Below are 16032 nucleotides of genomic sequence, written 5' to 3' on the forward strand. Positions count from 1 at the left end.
GTTATTAATAGCGGGTCAATACTGTACACGTCCATATATAAAGAAATCGGTACGATAAAAAGGAATATCAGAGGAAATTAATTCCCTTTGGCATTTCACCGACTCTCTTCCTGAACTCCTCCGGCCAGTTTTCGGGATCAAGTCCCTTCTGTGCAAAGAATGCTGATGCCCAGCGCTCAAGTCCCACACCTGAACAGCCTGACCATAGTTCTTCGCCAGACTGTGATTTCACATTGAATCCTGACGGGTACTTGTTACCGTTGATACTGACATTCTGGAACTCAAGCCACTCACCGTCCTCGCCTCTGTAAGGCAGTGGTGCTTCATAGTCCGTGGTACCTGCTTCACCTTGCTCTGAAAGGCCTGTAAGACCTTCCTGTGCCATGAACCATGGGGTGACCCATGCCTTTCTCCATTCAAGGTCAAGGATCTCATTAAAGATGTGCATGTACTTTTCATGCAGTTCCTTTGCAGTTGCCACAACCTGTTCCTTTGTACCAAGCCATACGATCTCTACACGGTGGAACTCATCCACACGTTCCATTCCATGAATGCCGCCGCTCTCATAGCGGTGTGATGTACCGGACCTGTCGAATACTTTTATTGGGAAGTCCTCGGTAGGTATTGTTTCTCCCTGCAGGTACATCCAGAAAGGAGGACATTGTGCATAGCACAGGCCGCCGATCGGATCACCGATCTTCTCTTTGATAAGTGCAGTGGGCACCTCATGTGTGACCTTGTAATGATCAGAGACCTCTTCCCAGAACTCAGGGTCCCTTGTCTTTGGAGGGCAGACGTAGTAGATCTCAGGATATACGCCCTTTGCATGTCCGGATTTCTGCCAGACCTCCCATGGGACAAGCTTCGGGAAGATCATTTCCCTGTATCCCAGAGGACCAAGGAGCTCTTCGAGAACTATCCTTTCGAATGTCCTGAACATCCTTGTTGATTGTGGGCCATGTATCCACTGTCCACGGCTTGCTCCGCGCTTGATCCATCCTTCTTTCATCATTTCCTGTGTAGGGTCGCCAAAGAACGTGTATTCCTTCTTTTCACTTTCCCATATGACCTGCCAGTGTTCTGCCTTGCCGCCGTAATCCTTAGCCCTGACCTTTTCTTCCATGAGGGTCAGTATCCTGTCAGGAATACGGTTCTCAAGCTCGGATTCACCTACCTCAAGCTCAAGAACGATGCCACCTTCCACATTTCTGATGTTGCTCACGTGTGGGATCTTTATGTTCTCAAGTTTCTCTTCTGTAGGCATTTCAATGGTAAACTCTTTCACATCAATGCCACGAATGCCTATGTGGAACTCTTTCCCAAGCTTTCCGGCAAGGGGTTTCCTGAGGCGGATAATTGCGTCATGTGCCCTGACGAACCTTCCTGATTCTATCGAGACCTCGACACTGTTATCAACAATATTCCATTCTGTGATCCTTGCACCCTGGCCTTCCGGTGCTCCTTTTGTAAGGATGGTCTCATTTGCCTCATTGATATACTGGGCAATAATATCTTTTGCGTCGGTCGGGTCGGCGCTGGTTTTGAATGCTCCTTTCAGGTTGAATTTAAGTTCCATACGTTATTCCTCTTGAAACTGGCCGTAATTGTGTCAGCAGGCTCTTAAGTTCCATTTATGGTCATGATTGAATTAATTGTATTTATTGCTAAAGCAAACAGTTATGAAATAGGCTCCAGATTTAATAATTTTTCCAACAAAAAACAGTTTGTAATTACAATTAGGTTATTTTGAAGGGCTGATTGACCCGAAAAATGTTGGAGGCAAAAATTTCGCCTTTGTATAAGATAACTTTGTTCAACTCATGAGAACAAATGCCTGTTCTCATCAATGAATTGGTGCTGGTCGTCTGTTCGGGACCTTGTATAGATCAATGCTGCCGGGTGGAAGATCTTAAGCACATTTCGTCCTTGAAATTCCTCAACAGATCCCCATTCCATCTTATGTCCATTAAGGAAGGCTTTTTCAGCAGTATTTCCAAGGAGAATTATCAATTTTGGATCAAGCAGCTCTATCTGCCTGTTCAGGAATGGTTTGCAGGCTTCAAGCTCTTTCTTGTTCGGATTGCGGTTCTTTGGCGGCCTGCATTTGATGGTATTGATAACTGCCCAATCACTATCCTCAAGCCCGGCATAGTCGATAAGGTCATCCAGTATCTTTCCTGCACGTCCGCAAAAAGGCACTCCGGTCTCATCCTCGTTCTTCCCCGGGGCTTCTCCGATAAATAGTACTTTAGGTCTGTCCGATCCCTTGCGGACGACTTTATTGATAACAGTATCAGAAAGCGGGCATGCCGTACATTCGAAGATATGCTTTTCAACATCCTCAAGTGTTTTCCATTCAGAGGTCATTTTCATCCTCCACCTCCTTTATGACATCCTCAGCTATCTTTGCGTTCATAAGCAGATCATCCACAGTTGCGATCATGGAAGAGATCTTCTCTGTTCTGATGGTTATGGATGCCTTCTCTTCTCCTATCATTGTTTCCATGTTGGTGAGATTGTCAGGTTTTAGTGAAAGTGCAACTTTCCTCGCAATATCAGGTGTATCCGGGCTGTTGAACTCGATCTTCGTGGATATCTTCATAATTTCACATCAGTTCAACTGTTCCCCGATAATTTCATCGACAAGTGCAATAAATTCCTCTGTTCTTCCGAGTGGTATGGATGCACCGGAAGCTACACTGTGTCCTCCACCATCTCCACCAACAGATGATGCAGCAGTTCGCATTGCATAAGCCAGGTCAAGTCCTTTATCGACCAGTTCCCTGGTTCCTCTTCCGGAGATCTTGATAATACCTTCGACCTCGTTAATGGCAATGAAAGGCATATCCGGATGTACGTACCTTATAATTGTACTTGCTACCATTCCTGTGGATTCAAGTTCCTTACCGCTCAGGTAGTAGATGTTCTTACCCTTTTGCAACAGCTCTTCTGCCTTCTTAATGTCGGCGATGATGGCCTTCTGGCTTTTAAGAGTGATATCCTGTGCTTCTTCCAGCGCGGACTCGTCCTTCATGCAAAGCGCAATGGCAAGTCCGGGAACTTTCTGTTTACCGCAGGTGTTCATGATGGCTACAAGATCGTAGGCATTCTTGACAACCTCCCTGTTCAGGATGTATACATCACCGATAGCAGCTTCAATAGCTTCAGGGCTGGCGGTTTTCGTAAGTTTCAATGCAATTGTGGAAGTGAGCTTCTGGAGTTGTTCCGTATCAAGTGAATCGATGTTGCCGTGTATGTCAAGCATTTCCAGGAACTGATCGATTTTCTCACGTTCACCTGTAAGGTCAAGGTATGGTTCCGGTGTGTTCTCCAATATATCCGCGACATCGCCACTGCCTACTTTCAATCCCTTTTTGACAGAAACGATCCCGGCTTCAACAGCTTCATCCAGTATGACCTTATTTGCTGTCTCGAACAGCTGTTTATCTCCAACAGCACCTGCGATAGCAAGTCCTGCAAGGTCAATATTTTCCTCATCCAGACCCTTTGCAACAAGGTATGTTGTGGTGGCCGCACACAGGTGTACTGCTCCGTCAATTCCTACCATGTGTGGATTTATCATTGCTTTGGCAGGCGAATCTCCGACTGGCTTGTGGTGATCTATCACGATCACATCCTGTTCGACCTTTTCGATTATCTCGGACTGCCCGCTACCCATATCGCAGAATATCACAATATCATCATCAGAAGTAGTTTCATTGACCATCTCTGCCACGCTTTCGTCCAGGCGGCCAATGATCGTCAGATGGTATGGTATCCCTTTCCTGAGCAGTGCCTGGCAGATGATCGCAGCTGAAGATATGCCGTCGGCATCATTATGGGAGATGACACGTGCATGTTCGTACTCTTCAATGATAGCAGCTATCTGTTTTGCAAGTTCGATTAAATTCTGCATTTCTATCAATCAGATCACCGTGTATTACTGTAAAAGTGGTTCCGTATCACTTGACAACCTCTCCGGGTTTCGTAAAGCTTCCACTTTTCATGACCGTTCCCACGTTTATGCTGGTGTTGATCCCGGTGTGGACATCGTCGCCCATGATAACACCAAGCTTCCTTCTTCCGGAATCGGTCCTCCTTCCCTTGATATTGACCTTTATGTTCTTACCATCATGTCTCAGGTTAGCAACTTTTGTTCCGGCACCGAAATTGCACTTTCGTCCTATAATACTATCCCCCATATAGGTCAGGTGTCCGATCTTTGTATCATCCATGATGATACTGTTCTTAACTTCAACGGCATTTCCAATATGGACTCTGTTCCCGATAGTTGTTGAAGGGCGTATGAAACAATTAGGTCCGATATCGCAATCTTTTCCTATCACTACAGGTCCTATTATATACGCGCCGTTGCGTATGAGGGTTCCTTCTCCTACGCTCACATCACCTATGAGGGTGGCATTCGGTTCGACCAGGCCTGATCTCACGGGCTCCATCTCGTTTAACAGAACCGTGTTAGCATCAAGGAGGTCCCATGGTCTGCCTATGTCGATCCATTCCTCTTCCAGGATCTCATAGCCAACATTGGCATCGCTATCTATCAGCATCTGAAGTGAATCCGTGATCTCGTATTCCTTTCTTGGTGATAGTGGGGTATTTTCGATAAGTTCAAAAATAGGTTCTCTGAAAAGGTATATTCCTGCATTAGCAAGATCTGTTGGTGGTTTCTCGGGTTTTTCTATTATTCTGGAAACTTTGTTCCCATTGGTCTCGATGACACCGAAATCCGAAGGATTTTCCACATGTTTGACCGTAATGACCGCATCCTCTTTTCTTTCGGTCATCCTTCTGATGTGCGATGAACTGACAAGAACATCCCCGTTGAGTACGATAAACTCGCCTTTGACATACTCTTTTGCACAGCCAATGGCATTGGCTGTACCAAGTTGTTCTTTCTGGTGAACGTAGTCAATAGTAACACCTCGCTTCTCCCCGTCACCAAAGTATTCCCTGATACTTTCCTCGTGGTAACCTGTGATGAAAACGAATCCTTCAATGCCTGCTTCTATCGCTGCATCAACTATATGTTCAAGCATCGGTTTGTTGGCTATCGGAAGCATGACCTTTGGAATTGCTGATGTCAATGGCCGCATCCGGGTACCTTCTCCGGCTGCAAGTACTACAGCTTTCATGCCACACCTCTTTTGACAACATTCTCCACCATGTCGTATAGCTTGTCCACGCCCTCTCTTGCCTCTGCGGTGATGCGTATCTTGGGTTCTGTTCCGGATGGTCTTACAAGCACCCATCCTTCTTCCATTTCCACGCGTACTCCGTCAATATCCGTGATCTCTCCGGAAGAGCCGAGCTCAGAACATACTAATCCCATGGCAGTATCCTTCTTTTCATTGTCACACTTGACCGTTCCGCGGCGCGTTGGATAGTGTGGAAGGTCACCCTTTAGCTCTGAAAGCTTTTTTTCCTGAATAAGTTCCATCACCTTTGCAGCCGCATAGATCCCGTCAGGGCAATATGATATCGCAGGGAATATCCAGCTTCCTGATGGCTCTCCTCCGAAATCCGCTTCTGATCTCTTGATCTCTTCAGCAACATAGACATCTCCTACCCTTGTGCGGACAACCGTTGAATCCGGGAGTGCATCATCTATCATCATTGATGTATCCACCGGAACTACAAGTTTGGCATCGCTTTTGCATTCATGTCTGGCAAACATTGCAAGCATTTCGTCCCCGGTGATGAATTCCCCGTTTTCGTCCACAGTCATCATCCTGTCTGCATCCCCGTCCTGAGCAATACCAATGTCTGCTCCGAATTCTTTCATTGCTTTTTTGAGTAACGTCAGATTTGCATCGTTTGGTTCAGGATTTCGTGCAGGGAAGTGTCCGTCAGGTTGTGAGTTCAACGTTATGACCTCACATCCTAGCTCCCGCAGGACGTAAGGGGTGATAGTGCTGCCCGCACCGCATCCACAGTCAATGATCACACGCTTTGATGATCGTTCAACATTTTTCACGATCATCTCTATGTGTTTTCTGATAGCATTGCTGTCTTCGGTCAAATTTCCGATCCTGTCCCATCTGACAGGCTCGAACGTTTCTTTCTCGATGATCTCTTCGATCTCTTCCTGCTGAGATGAATCAAATGCCATTCCATCAGGATTCCATAATTTTATTCCCACATATTCTGCAGGATTGTGGGATGCGGTTATCATTACTCCACAGTCATAATCCCTGGAAGCATAGGCAAGTGTCGGAGTGCTTACCATTCCGATGCGTACGACGTCGCAACCGGATGAAAGGAGGCCTGATATAACGGCATGTTCGATCATTTCGCCTGCAACGCGCGGGTCACGTCCGATAACTGCAGTTCCTTTTGTCTTCCCAAGGGCAAGTCCGACCTTCAACGCAAGATCTACAGTTACATCCTTGTTAGTAATACCTCTGATACCGGATGATCCGAATAATTTCATTTGATAACTCCGTATTTTCATTCCACAGTAACGCTCTTTGCAAGGTTCTTCGGTTTGTCTATGGAACATCCTCTTGCAAGGGCTGTATAATAAGCAAGCAGCTGTAAAAGCACGGATGATAGTACTGGTGAGAGCAGTTCATCTGTTGCAGGTATGCGCAATACCCAGTCCACGTACTTCTCTATCTCAGTATCATCCACATTGGCCACAGCTATGACCTTTGCTTCTCTTGCCTTTATTTCCTTGATATTGCTCAGGATCTTCTCATACACATGCCCCTTTGTGGCAATGGCAACGACAGGTGTTCCGTCCTCGATAAGCGCAAGAGGTCCATGTTTAAGTTCGCCACCTGCAAAACCTTCTGCATGTATGTATGATATTTCTTTAAGCTTCAAAGCACCTTCAAGTGCAATAGGATAATTAAGGTGTCTTCCAATAAAGAAATAATCTCTCTCTTTTGCGAACATCTCCGCACATTCGCGGATCGTATCCTTGTGGTTCAATATTTTCTGTATCTGTCCCGGGATGCGCTTCAGGTTCACAAGCAGATCCTTTGCCTCATTTACATTAAGCGTCCCCTTAGCTCTTGCAAATCGGATCGCAAGGAGGTAGAGCATGATGAGCTGTGCTGTAAAGGTCTTTGTTGCAGCTACACCTATCTCGGGCCCCGCATGTGTATAAAGAACATTGTTCGCATCTCTTGTAATGCTGCTGCCAACGACATTGGTAATGGCGATCGAATTGCAGCCATATGATCTGCAGCTTCTGATCGCAGCCAGGGTGTCTGCTGTTTCACCTGACTGGGTGATCGCAATTGAAAGGACGTTCTCATTCATTATGGGATTGCTATACCTGAACTCAGATCCGATATCTACGTCTGTGTGTATCCCTGCAAGATTCTCAAAAAGGTATTTACCTACAAGCCCTGCATTCAAAGATGTCCCGCAGGCAATGATCTCGATCCTGTCAATATTCCTGATTTCGTCATTGGAGATGTTTAGCTCTTCAAGATTCACGGAACCATCCAGTTCGGATAGCTTGCCTGAGAATGTATCATTCACAGATCTGGCTTGCTCATGTATCTCTTTAAGCATGAAATGTTCATATCCTGCTTTTTCTGCAGCTTCAATGTCCCATTCAATAGTGGTCTTTTCTTTTTCAAGGACATTGCCATCGATATCAAAGAATTCCACTCCTTCCGGTCTGATGGTAACAAGATCAAGGTCATCTACAAAAACGACATCTTTTGTGTGATTGAGGAAAGCAGTAACATCAGATGCCGCATAGTATTCTCCGTCACCGATGCCGATGATCAAGGGACTGTCCTTTCTGGCCGCGATCATCAGGTCGGGTTCACTGCTACATACGGCAGTGACTGCATAGGATCCTTCAACTTCCTGGAGTGTACTGCGAAGTGCCGTGAAGAAGTCACAAGTCTTCTCTGTGTTGTTAACGCTTCCATATAATTTTGAATGCAAAAGGTGGGCGATGACCTCTGTATCTGTTTCTGATAAAAAGTCATAACCTTCCTGCTGCAGTTTCTCTTTGATAGCAAGGTAGTTCTCGATAATACCATTATGTACTATGGATATATCTCCGGAGTTATGTGGGTGGGAATTTACAGTGCTTGGGACCCCATGTGTGGCCCATCGTGTGTGTCCGATCCCTATATTCCCTTTGAGATCCTCCGGGAGGATCTTTTCCAGTTCCCTTATTTTCCCGACGGTCTTGTATGTGTCTATATTTCCATTGAGTATTGTGATTCCGGCTGAGTCATATCCCCTGTATTCGAGCTTTTTTAAGCAATCTATTAGTATAGGCGCTGCCTCACGGTTGCCTACATATCCTATGATTCCACACATATTGCTCCCCCCTTTAAACAACAATGGAATTTTCAGGCAATATTTGAGCGATAGTCTTTCCGGATTCGATCCGACAGTTATGATATATCATGGACCCTGCTTTTACGAGAACCCGGTGGCCGATCGTAATATCGTCGCCAGTGATTGCTCCCAGTTTTTCAGCAGTATGAAGTTCATCTTCCATCTCGATCCTGACATTTTCCCTGTCTTCAGCAACAAAGTAAGGTCCAATGGAATTGTTCAGCCCGATGATCGAATTTGAGATAGATCCATGTGAACTGATCCTGGTGTTGTTCATAATTATGCTGTTCTGGACTTGTGTGAAGGAGCCGACTGAAACGTTGTTACCAATAGTTGTGGATGGAAGGATCACGACGTTGGGTGCAATTTCACAATTGTCGCCTATCATTGCAGGTCCTACAATGTAACATCCTGATCTTATCAGTGTGTTGTTGCCAATACTGACCTTGCCATGGATAATTGCCCCATCTTCAACGGTTCCTTTTATATTGTAGTCTTCTGATCGGTCAAGGACCATTGAATTATCCTTCAGCAGGTCCCATGCAAAGACTGCATCTCTCCACAATGAATTTGTAAGAACATGATCTACATCCATGCCATCTTCTATCATCTGTTGGATGGTATCGGTGATCGCATATTCTCCCAGTGGGGATATTTGGGTGTGTTCTATTCTTTCGAAGATCTCTTGGTTGAACACGTATATGCCTGTGTTGATGATGTGGCTGAGTTCAGTTGTTGGTTTCTCTATGATCTTTGTTACTTTTTTTCCGCTTGCAATAACAACCCCATATCCACGGATATGTTCCTTTTTTATGGTCAGTATCGTTGCGTCACCGGTATGCTTGTCTATAAGATCCCTGATCGTTTGTGGTTCAATAACGTTGTCCCCATTGAGTACCATGAATTCCCGGTCATCTTCTTCCATCAGGTCTGCCGCCTGTTTGATGGCATGAGCTGTGCCAAGCTGTGCTTTCTGGTGAACGTACTTGATATTGACTCCAAAATCGATACCGTCTTCGAAGTAGTTCATTATACGTTCTCGTTCGTAACCCACAACAAGTATTAGGTTCTTTATGCCGTTCTTTGCAAGTGAATCGATAACATGTTCAAGTATCGGTTTATTTGCAACAGGAAGCATGACCTTTGATCGGATGGATGTAAGGGGCCTGCATCTGATGCCTTCCCCTGCAGCCAGGATAACAGCTTTCATAGCTTCTAGTGGTCATTCTAAGAATTTATATCTTGCCTTTTAAAATGATATTGGAAGCTATTAGCTACTGAATTTGGGATTATAGGCCGACCTACAAAAATAGGAAATGAATCAAAAAAAGATATTTTGATGCTCAGCAGGACCGAACATCAAAGAATTGATAAGCGGGCTGGCCGCTTATCTTGTGATCAACATTTCTGCAGTTTCTGGCTTGTACTTCCAGTCTGCAGGGAGTACCTTTGTGGACTGGTAGTATTTAACGAGCCTTCTGATCTTGGCCTCGGTTGAGTGCAGTGATCTCTTGTTGTGTACATCCTTGTGGTTAGGAATAAGGTGCTTGCGCATTCCGATAGCTTTTACAATAAGGTTGTACAGGTCTTCCGGTACGTTTGGAGCTTCATCGTTCTCTTTCAGGATGTCAGTGATCTTCTTTCCTGTTGCGAGTTTGACATCAGGCACACCATAATTGTCCCTGAGGTGCATTCCAATGACGCTTGTGGAGTTTCCAAGTTTCCACATGTCGAGGATCACAGTTGTGATCTCTTCAGCGGTTGCTGTGGACCATGCTGGAGCTTCTGTCCTGATTGGTCTTGTTGATCCGGATTTACCTTTTGTACGAGTATGCATTTTTGCCATAGCATTCCTCCTGATGATTATAATTTGATTGTTTAGTGAATATTTATGTTTTGAGTTTATGCTCAAGTTAAGGGAACGTTGGGAACAATAACTTGAATCGTTACTTTGGCGAAGTGACCTAAATACACCTGACATTTAATATAAAGCTTATGTTCCTATTACCAGATAGAAAGCGTGATATCCACATATCCATTGTTAACTTTCCTGTATATCTCATCCACCTGGACATCTCTTAGTTCTTTTGTCGTACTGATGTTCGTGGAGTTTACCATTTGTGAGACAGTTTCGTTGATCTTCTGATCGATGTCGTTGTGGAGGTGTGTTGCAATGTTCTGCTGGTTGCGTTCAATGATCTCCTTTTCAATAATGGATATTATGCTGTTGTTTAGTTCTGCAGGCATGGAACTGCTTCCGTAGATGGTTTTCATGCTGTAATTCAGTATGTATTCTGCTATCAGCATTTCAGGATCCTCTTTGTCATCATGTGGGTTGCTGATGAATACGGTTTCTGTGCTTTGTGTTATATCCTGCCTTATCAGGCTTCTAAGGTAGTCTGAGGGGAATACAATGTCTGTGATGAGTTCGGCAGTGGATGTTGATGCCTCTTCGATGGTGTTGTTGAACGCTTCATGATATGCGGAGAACTTTGTCGTGTTAGATGAGTTATGAAGTTCTTCAAGCATGCTGTCGTTTATGTTTACAAAAAGTTCATCTCTGGATGTTCTGGTGTTTAATGGTAGTGTTATCCGTGAACTCTGGCGGATTGCATCGTATGGAGGCGTTATTCCAACTGATATGGAGTTTTTTAGTGGATAATCTTCTACCGGTTCCCAATTTGCTTGAAGATGATAATCATACCTTCCTCCGATCCTTGTATCAAGATATGACGCAATTGCATCAGATGTCTTTTCTTTATGCTCCTGTGCAATTGGATTGATGTAACGGGTAGTTCCATTGCCATTCATTGCAAGTGTCAGTACCATATCCTCTGCGATCATATCTGCGAAGGTACGGTGGTGCTGCTGTCTTCCGAACATTGTATTGATTGGGTCGTTAATGAGGGCATTTTCAGGAATTGTTATTCCTGTGATCGCAAGAGGTGTGATCTCATATTCAAAATCGTCCACATTTGAGTTGAGCAATGAACTTAGGAGATGTTTGTCAAAGTCCTGTGTTGCTGTGTATGCTGCTGCATCGTATTGCCTTTCTGCCATTATGGATGGCATAAGGATGACTGTTGCAATAGAGATAAGCACAAGGAAAAATAGGGCATCTGCTGTTGAAGAGAATGCGCGCTGGTCCTCTATGAGTTTCGTTTTTGGCATAATTTTCCTTCTTTATATGTATCTTTTCCAGAGGCGAACAGTAAGTGTTCCGGATGTGTATTGTGCAGGATTTATCTCTATAATAACTGGAATGGATGCGGCTATTACATTTCCGCTTGCTGCAGTTTTGTTTTTATGGATCGACCAATGATGTTTTCCGTCATCGGTATGGATCTCTACTGAGAACTCATTGTTAGCGGAGAATCGTGCAAAGAAAAGCGCATGTGTATCTCTGTCTGAGACCGGGTCTGAAATTCCTTCAAGTATCTCTGCGGATATTATGTCGGGGCGTGTTCCCTGTAGTTCATCCCAACTGGCAATGCTTTCAGCTATGCGGGATGCTTCTTCGTAGTTCTCTATGGAATGGCTCTGCTCATCGTAGATGAGGTAGGCTTTTGACATGACTGCAGCAAAGACCACAAATCCAATGACTACCAGTGCTGTGGCAAGGATGTCATTGTGAGGTTCAAGGATCGCTTGCTCGTCATTGATGAACAAGTACAACTTCAAGTCTATTGACCTCTGAATCGTTTTTCAGGTAAATGGATGTTTTTTCAATATGGACTATTTTTCCTGTATTTAACATTACTTCCTGGCTGCCAACAATTGAGATTACTTCAAGGGCTGTGGGTGTATCCGTGATCAAAGGATGTTCGAACGTGCCGGGCTGTCCATTGAAATTGTTTGAAAGGAATGTTCGCATTTCAGTTTCATTAAGTGGAATTGTCCTGAATGTGAGGGGTTTGACCGAGTGGATCGTCTGCTCACGATGAGTCGTTTCAAATCGTATGTATTCGCCGGAAATGAATGCATCAACTGGATACTCGGAATTGAATGAATATGTGGAATTTTGTCTGATGCTGTCGGGTGAGATGCTGCCGATGTCATCAATTGATGTTTTCAGGCCGATGGCTTCGGAATCCAGTTGTCTTTGCATTTGGATATCGCTGAAATCGGCTCCGATCTGGTAGAATGCGGCAAGTAGGATTATGCTTGTTATCATCAATGCAGCTTTTGATAGTGTGAACTCGATCCAGCCGGATCGGTCCCTGAACATATCCTGGATCGCATGGGGCAGTATTTCGTTTTTCATTTTTATTTTTCAGATATCTTTACGAAGAGCATTCCTGTAATGGGGTCTCTTTCGGTTTCAAGTTTCAGTTCGTGGTGACCGGGGGTTATTGTATATGCTCCGGTCATGTTTTCGTTCGAAAACGCGGACATTGATTCGTATATGGTCTGACGTTCATCGATATGGATGTAGTAGTTTTTGGAGTTTGAAGGCCATAAGTTATCTTCGTTGGGTAGTTCTCCCATATGTACTTTCACTTTTTCCGGGATGTCGATCTCCAGATGGATGATGCTTCCTTCTCCGCGTACGGATATCTGCTCTGAGTTTGAAACGAGTTTATCAATTTCGATTATGGCCATATTTTCGTCTGTATTTCCCTTTAGATCGGAGATCGCAGTGAAAAAAAGTCCCATTATGAGCAATATCAGAAGGGATGCAATGGTGAACCTTAAGGGCAGTGAATCGGCTGCCCTTTCATTTTTGAGAAGTGAATGCATAATATGAGGTGTTATGGCATTAGTTGCTCTTTATCAGCTGTATGGCTTCTTCAATTGCCAGTTGCAGCTGCTCTCCGCTTTGCATGTTCTTTACGGTCAATTTACCCGATTCTATCTCTTTTTTGCCTACGATGACCGCATAGTCTGCTTCAATATTGTTGGCATGGGATAGTTGTGTTTTGAAGTTGCGTTTCATGATGTCTATGTAAACGGTGAGTTCATTGCGCATCTTTGTTGCTACCTTTATTGCATCAGTGCGGGTATCATCAGTTGCGACAATCACTACTTTGTTTTCCTTTGGAGGCTGTATCTCACATATCTCCATTATGCGATCGAACCCAACTCCGAATCCGGTGGAAGGTACATCTCCTCCGCCAAAGAGGGATATGAGCTGGTAGGAGCCGCCACCACAGATCTGGTTCTGTGCACCAAGACCTTCTGCGTATATCTCGAACACCATTCCGGTGTAGTAGTCCAGTCCTCTGGCAATACTAAGGTCGACGTTGTAGTCGATCTCATATGCGTCAAGCAAGGTTAGAAGTTCTTCGAACTTGTCGATCTCTTCGATGTCGCCCAGGATCTCTCTTGCTTTTGCGATAGCATCTGAACCGCTGAGACAGATGAGCTCAAGAAGGTTTCTCCTGAGTTCAGCAGGTGCATTGATCTCTTCGAAGTAGTTGTCCAGTCCTTCATCGTCCTTTTTGTCAACAAGGCGCATGATCTTGCTCTTTTGTTCGTCTTCTGTATCCTTGAGGATGTGGCGGATAATTCCCAAGTGACCAACGTGCAGATCGCCTTTGATTCCTGCTGCTTCTATCATGTTCGTTGCAAGGGCAATGATCTCTGCATCTGCATCTGCGCGGTTGCTGCCTATGACCTCTACACCAAACTGCCAGAATTCCCTGAAGCGCCCTTTTTGTGGTCTTTCATACCTGAAACAGTTCTCGAAATAGAACAATTTAAGAGGCCTGGACATTGCCTGCATCTCGTTGACGTACATTCTCATTACAGGTGCCGTGAGTTCAGGGCGCAATGTCATGTCCCTGTTGCCTTTGTCACTGAAATTGTAAAGTTCGCCTACCACGCCTTCTCCGGATTTGAGGGTGAAGAGTTCCAGATGCTCGAATGTGGGTGTAATGACCTCTTTGTATCCCCATTTTGTCACTACCTGCCTCATGATGTTCTCTACATTTCTCCTGCGAGCGGTCTCTTCTGGAAGGAAGTCCCTTGTTCCTCTTGGTTTGCTGACTTTCATTTTGATCGAATCCTGCTGATGCGGATTATTATAATAATTTCCGGTACTACGTTTTATGCCATTTTACTCATTATAGTATGTAGGGCCTGTGGGTATTTGGCTGGTCTATAGTAAGGAATGATGTATTTTTGGTGCAAAACTCGTAAGAAATACCAGTTTAAACAGCTTGTTTTTTCACATCATCTTTCGGTTTGGTATAGCATGTATATAGATAAATTTTATCATCAATAATCTAATTTACACCGCATGAAATTTTCAAAAATATTCCTGCACATTATGAATATTGCAGGATGTGTTTTTTAAATTTTGCTTCTGTCGGAGAGGTCCGGATGTTTCTTTCCTGAAAACGCCCATCATGAAATCACGGGTATGCAGGACTATTTTCTTCAGGTCGGTGGATGAAGCTCATCTTACACAGGCATCCATTTTGAGTATTAATATTTGCCAACTTATATATCATATATTTATTATATTTATGAGCTTTTCAGGCAAAACATATATAAATTAATCGAATGTATACTCTAGTGGGGTTTTAAAATGTGGAGTTTTTCAAAAATAGAAACCGGAAATCTGAAAGCTATCACTGATTTAGAAAGCAAATTAGGTATAACCTTAATTGCCTTCTCAGATGATGGGATCAAGTATGCAGACTTAAAAGAAGACGCTGCTAAAGAAGTAAAGGATCTGGAAAAGAAACTGGGACTTTCACTGCTAGCTGTTAAAGCATAATAAAATTGTGGGGTTTTAAAATGTGGAGTTTTTCAAAAATAGACACCGGAAATCTGAAAGCTATCGCTGATCTAGAAAGCAAATTAGGTATAACCTTAATTGCTTTTTCAGATGTTGGGATCAAGTATGCAGACTTAAATGAAGACGCTGCTAAAGAAGTAAAGGACCTTGAAAAGAAACTGGGGCTTTCACTGGTAGCTCTTAAAGCATAATAAAATAGTGGATTGCAATATTTTGCACCCACTACCTTTTTTTCAATATCAATGATTCCTACGTTAAAGTAATGAAAATACTTTTACTCATTGAATACTTTTGTATTTTTCAATTTGTTGTATAGTTTATATTTTGATCAGCACACTTTCAACATATAATTTTGTATACATTCTATAATAATAACATATATAATCTAAAAACAGAGCCTTATATACCATTAAATTCCATGTTTATTAAGGGTTTCTAATTTAAAGCGAAAGAGTAAGAGGTATCACTATGGGGAAAAATATGTGGGTTATATGTATTATTGTTTTGGGTACGATAATGGTAATGCCATCAATGGTGGGAGCCGCACCATCTGTCATCTGGGATGGCGAGGTTGAGCTACCATCCGGTACATTTGATTTTGTGCCTGCCAACAACCAGTCTGCAAGCTATGAGATCAATAATTTCACCGATCTTGGAGCTCTTGTGGCTGCGAATCAAAGTGCCGGTTTTAGCATAAACATATCAGATGAATGGTATGCCTCATTCGGTTCGTTCTGGATCAATGGCATTAATGGAACTAACAATGAACCATGGGGTCCTTCCTCTAAATCATGGTCGATCTTGATCAATGATGTGCCAGCTTCTGAAGGACTTAGCAAAAACACGCTGAAGAACGGGGATGTTGTTAGTTTCTGGTTCTGTCCAACGAACAGTACGACATTTGAACCTATCCTCGGTGAAGCAACATATGTCCTGAACATTACTCTTAAACC

General features: G+C 43.8%; 17 protein-coding genes. 3 read left to right on the top strand and 14 right to left on the bottom strand.

Annotation, left to right across the window (positions count from 1 at the left end; genetic code table 11):
* Positions 1-67: 67 nt before the first annotated feature.
* From BMX02_RS05300 to hisS, 14 genes are all read right to left on the bottom strand, one after another.
* Positions 68-1576, bottom strand: coding sequence for a serine--tRNA ligase (locus BMX02_RS05300; RefSeq protein ID WP_091689637.1), 1509 nt, complete (start codon positions 1574-1576; stop codon positions 68-70).
* Between the two features lie 242 nt (positions 1577-1818).
* Positions 1819-2373 (bottom strand): uracil-DNA glycosylase, encoded by a 555-nt coding sequence (locus BMX02_RS05305; protein WP_244624852.1) that lies wholly within the window; start codon positions 2371-2373, stop codon positions 1819-1821.
* Positions 2357-2602, bottom strand: a complete 246-nt coding sequence (locus BMX02_RS05310) for a KEOPS complex subunit Pcc1 (RefSeq protein WP_091689638.1) — start codon at positions 2600-2602, stop codon at positions 2357-2359. The genes BMX02_RS05305 and BMX02_RS05310 overlap by 17 nt, the downstream gene beginning before the upstream one ends.
* Positions 2603-2611: 9 nt before the next feature.
* Positions 2612-3925, bottom strand: coding sequence for a RecJ family nuclease (locus tag BMX02_RS05315; protein ID WP_091689639.1), 1314 nt, complete (start codon positions 3923-3925; stop codon positions 2612-2614).
* Positions 3926-3962: 37 nt separating this feature from the next.
* Positions 3963-5153, bottom strand: coding sequence for a bifunctional sugar-1-phosphate nucleotidylyltransferase/acetyltransferase (gene glmU, locus BMX02_RS05320; RefSeq protein ID WP_091689640.1), 1191 nt, complete (start codon positions 5151-5153; stop codon positions 3963-3965).
* The gene (gene glmM / locus BMX02_RS05325) at positions 5150-6451 is read right to left on the bottom strand and encodes a phosphoglucosamine mutase (RefSeq protein WP_091689641.1); all 1302 of its coding nucleotides are present in this window, start codon (positions 6449-6451) and stop codon (positions 5150-5152) included. Before glmM ends, glmU (BMX02_RS05320) begins: the two co-directional genes overlap by 4 nt.
* 17 nt (positions 6452-6468) lie before the next feature.
* Positions 6469-8313 carry a glutamine--fructose-6-phosphate transaminase (isomerizing) gene (gene glmS / locus BMX02_RS05330; RefSeq protein WP_091689642.1) on the bottom strand — a complete coding sequence of 615 codons (1845 nt, stop codon included), beginning with the start codon at positions 8311-8313 and terminating at the stop codon, positions 6469-6471.
* Between the two features lie 13 nt (positions 8314-8326).
* The gene (gene glmU / locus BMX02_RS05335) at positions 8327-9544 is read right to left on the bottom strand and encodes a bifunctional sugar-1-phosphate nucleotidylyltransferase/acetyltransferase (protein ID WP_091689643.1); all 1218 of its coding nucleotides are present in this window, start codon (positions 9542-9544) and stop codon (positions 8327-8329) included.
* 177 nt (positions 9545-9721) lie between these two features.
* Positions 9722-10180 (bottom strand): 30S ribosomal protein S15, encoded by a 459-nt coding sequence (locus tag BMX02_RS05340; protein ID WP_091689644.1) that lies wholly within the window; start codon positions 10178-10180, stop codon positions 9722-9724.
* Positions 10181-10338: 158 nt separating this feature from the next.
* On the bottom strand, positions 10339-11505 hold the full coding sequence (locus BMX02_RS05345) for a DUF7284 family protein (protein ID WP_091689645.1): 1167 nt from the start codon (positions 11503-11505) through the stop codon (positions 10339-10341).
* Positions 11506-11517: 12 nt separating this feature from the next.
* Entirely contained in the window at positions 11518-12003 is a 486-nt protein-coding gene (locus tag BMX02_RS05350) for a hypothetical protein (RefSeq protein WP_091689646.1), read from the bottom strand.
* A complete protein-coding gene (locus tag BMX02_RS05355; RefSeq protein WP_091689647.1) occupies positions 11990-12598 on the bottom strand; it encodes a hypothetical protein in 609 nt (202 codons plus the stop codon). Before BMX02_RS05355 ends, BMX02_RS05350 begins: the two co-directional genes overlap by 14 nt.
* 2 nt (positions 12599-12600) lie before the next feature.
* A complete protein-coding gene (locus tag BMX02_RS05360) occupies positions 12601-13074 on the bottom strand; it encodes a hypothetical protein (RefSeq protein ID WP_091689648.1) in 474 nt (157 codons plus the stop codon).
* Between the two features lie 19 nt (positions 13075-13093).
* Positions 13094-14329, bottom strand: a complete 1236-nt coding sequence (gene hisS, locus BMX02_RS05365; RefSeq protein ID WP_091689649.1) for a histidine--tRNA ligase — start codon at positions 14327-14329, stop codon at positions 13094-13096.
* A gap of 537 nt (positions 14330-14866) precedes the next feature.
* Here hisS and BMX02_RS05370 point away from each other — a divergent pair.
* From BMX02_RS05370 to BMX02_RS05380, 3 genes are all read left to right on the top strand, one after another.
* On the top strand, positions 14867-15058 hold the full coding sequence (locus BMX02_RS05370; RefSeq protein ID WP_091689650.1) for a hypothetical protein: 192 nt from the start codon (positions 14867-14869) through the stop codon (positions 15056-15058).
* 20 nt (positions 15059-15078) lie between these two features.
* Positions 15079-15270 carry a hypothetical protein gene (locus BMX02_RS05375; protein ID WP_091689651.1) on the top strand — a complete coding sequence of 64 codons (192 nt, stop codon included), beginning with the start codon at positions 15079-15081 and terminating at the stop codon, positions 15268-15270.
* Between the two features lie 289 nt (positions 15271-15559).
* The coding region (locus BMX02_RS05380) for a DUF4430 domain-containing protein (protein WP_177165251.1) at positions 15560-16032 on the top strand (473 nt) is incomplete at its 3' end.

Origin of the sequence: Methanococcoides vulcani, assembly GCF_900111645.1 — an archaeon.
Classification (GTDB): Archaea; Halobacteriota; Methanosarcinia; order Methanosarcinales; family Methanosarcinaceae; genus Methanococcoides; species Methanococcoides vulcani.

What these genes read in the sequence shown, in the direction of transcription:
- BMX02_RS05300 (WP_091689637.1), bottom strand. Translation starts at nt 1,576, where the DNA reads ATGGAACTTAAATTCAACCTGAAAGGAGCATTCAAAACCAGCGCCGAC.
- BMX02_RS05305 (WP_244624852.1), bottom strand. Translation starts at nt 2,373, where the DNA reads ATGAAAATGACCTCTGAATGGAAAACACTTGAGGATGTTGAAAAGCAT.
- BMX02_RS05310 (WP_091689638.1), bottom strand. Translation starts at nt 2,602, where the DNA reads ATGAAGATATCCACGAAGATCGAGTTCAACAGCCCGGATACACCTGAT.
- glmU (WP_091689640.1), bottom strand. Translation starts at nt 5,153, where the DNA reads ATGAAAGCTGTAGTACTTGCAGCCGGAGAAGGTACCCGGATGCGGCCA.
- glmM (WP_091689641.1), bottom strand. Translation starts at nt 6,451, where the DNA reads ATGAAATTATTCGGATCATCCGGTATCAGAGGTATTACTAACAAGGAT.
- glmS (WP_091689642.1), bottom strand. Translation starts at nt 8,313, where the DNA reads ATGTGTGGAATCATAGGATATGTAGGCAACCGTGAGGCAGCGCCTATA.
- glmU (WP_091689643.1), bottom strand. Translation starts at nt 9,544, where the DNA reads ATGAAAGCTGTTATCCTGGCTGCAGGGGAAGGCATCAGATGCAGGCCC.
- BMX02_RS05340 (WP_091689644.1), bottom strand. Translation starts at nt 10,180, where the DNA reads ATGGCAAAAATGCATACTCGTACAAAAGGTAAATCCGGATCAACAAGA.
- BMX02_RS05345 (WP_091689645.1), bottom strand. Translation starts at nt 11,505, where the DNA reads ATGCCAAAAACGAAACTCATAGAGGACCAGCGCGCATTCTCTTCAACA.
- BMX02_RS05355 (WP_091689647.1), bottom strand. Translation starts at nt 12,598, where the DNA reads ATGAAAAACGAAATACTGCCCCATGCGATCCAGGATATGTTCAGGGAC.
- BMX02_RS05360 (WP_091689648.1), bottom strand. Translation starts at nt 13,074, where the DNA reads ATGCATTCACTTCTCAAAAATGAAAGGGCAGCCGATTCACTGCCCTTA.
- hisS (WP_091689649.1), bottom strand. Translation starts at nt 14,329, where the DNA reads ATGAAAGTCAGCAAACCAAGAGGAACAAGGGACTTCCTTCCAGAAGAG.
- BMX02_RS05370 (WP_091689650.1), top strand. Translation starts at nt 14,867, where the DNA reads ATGTGGAGTTTTTCAAAAATAGAAACCGGAAATCTGAAAGCTATCACT.
- BMX02_RS05375 (WP_091689651.1), top strand. Translation starts at nt 15,079, where the DNA reads ATGTGGAGTTTTTCAAAAATAGACACCGGAAATCTGAAAGCTATCGCT.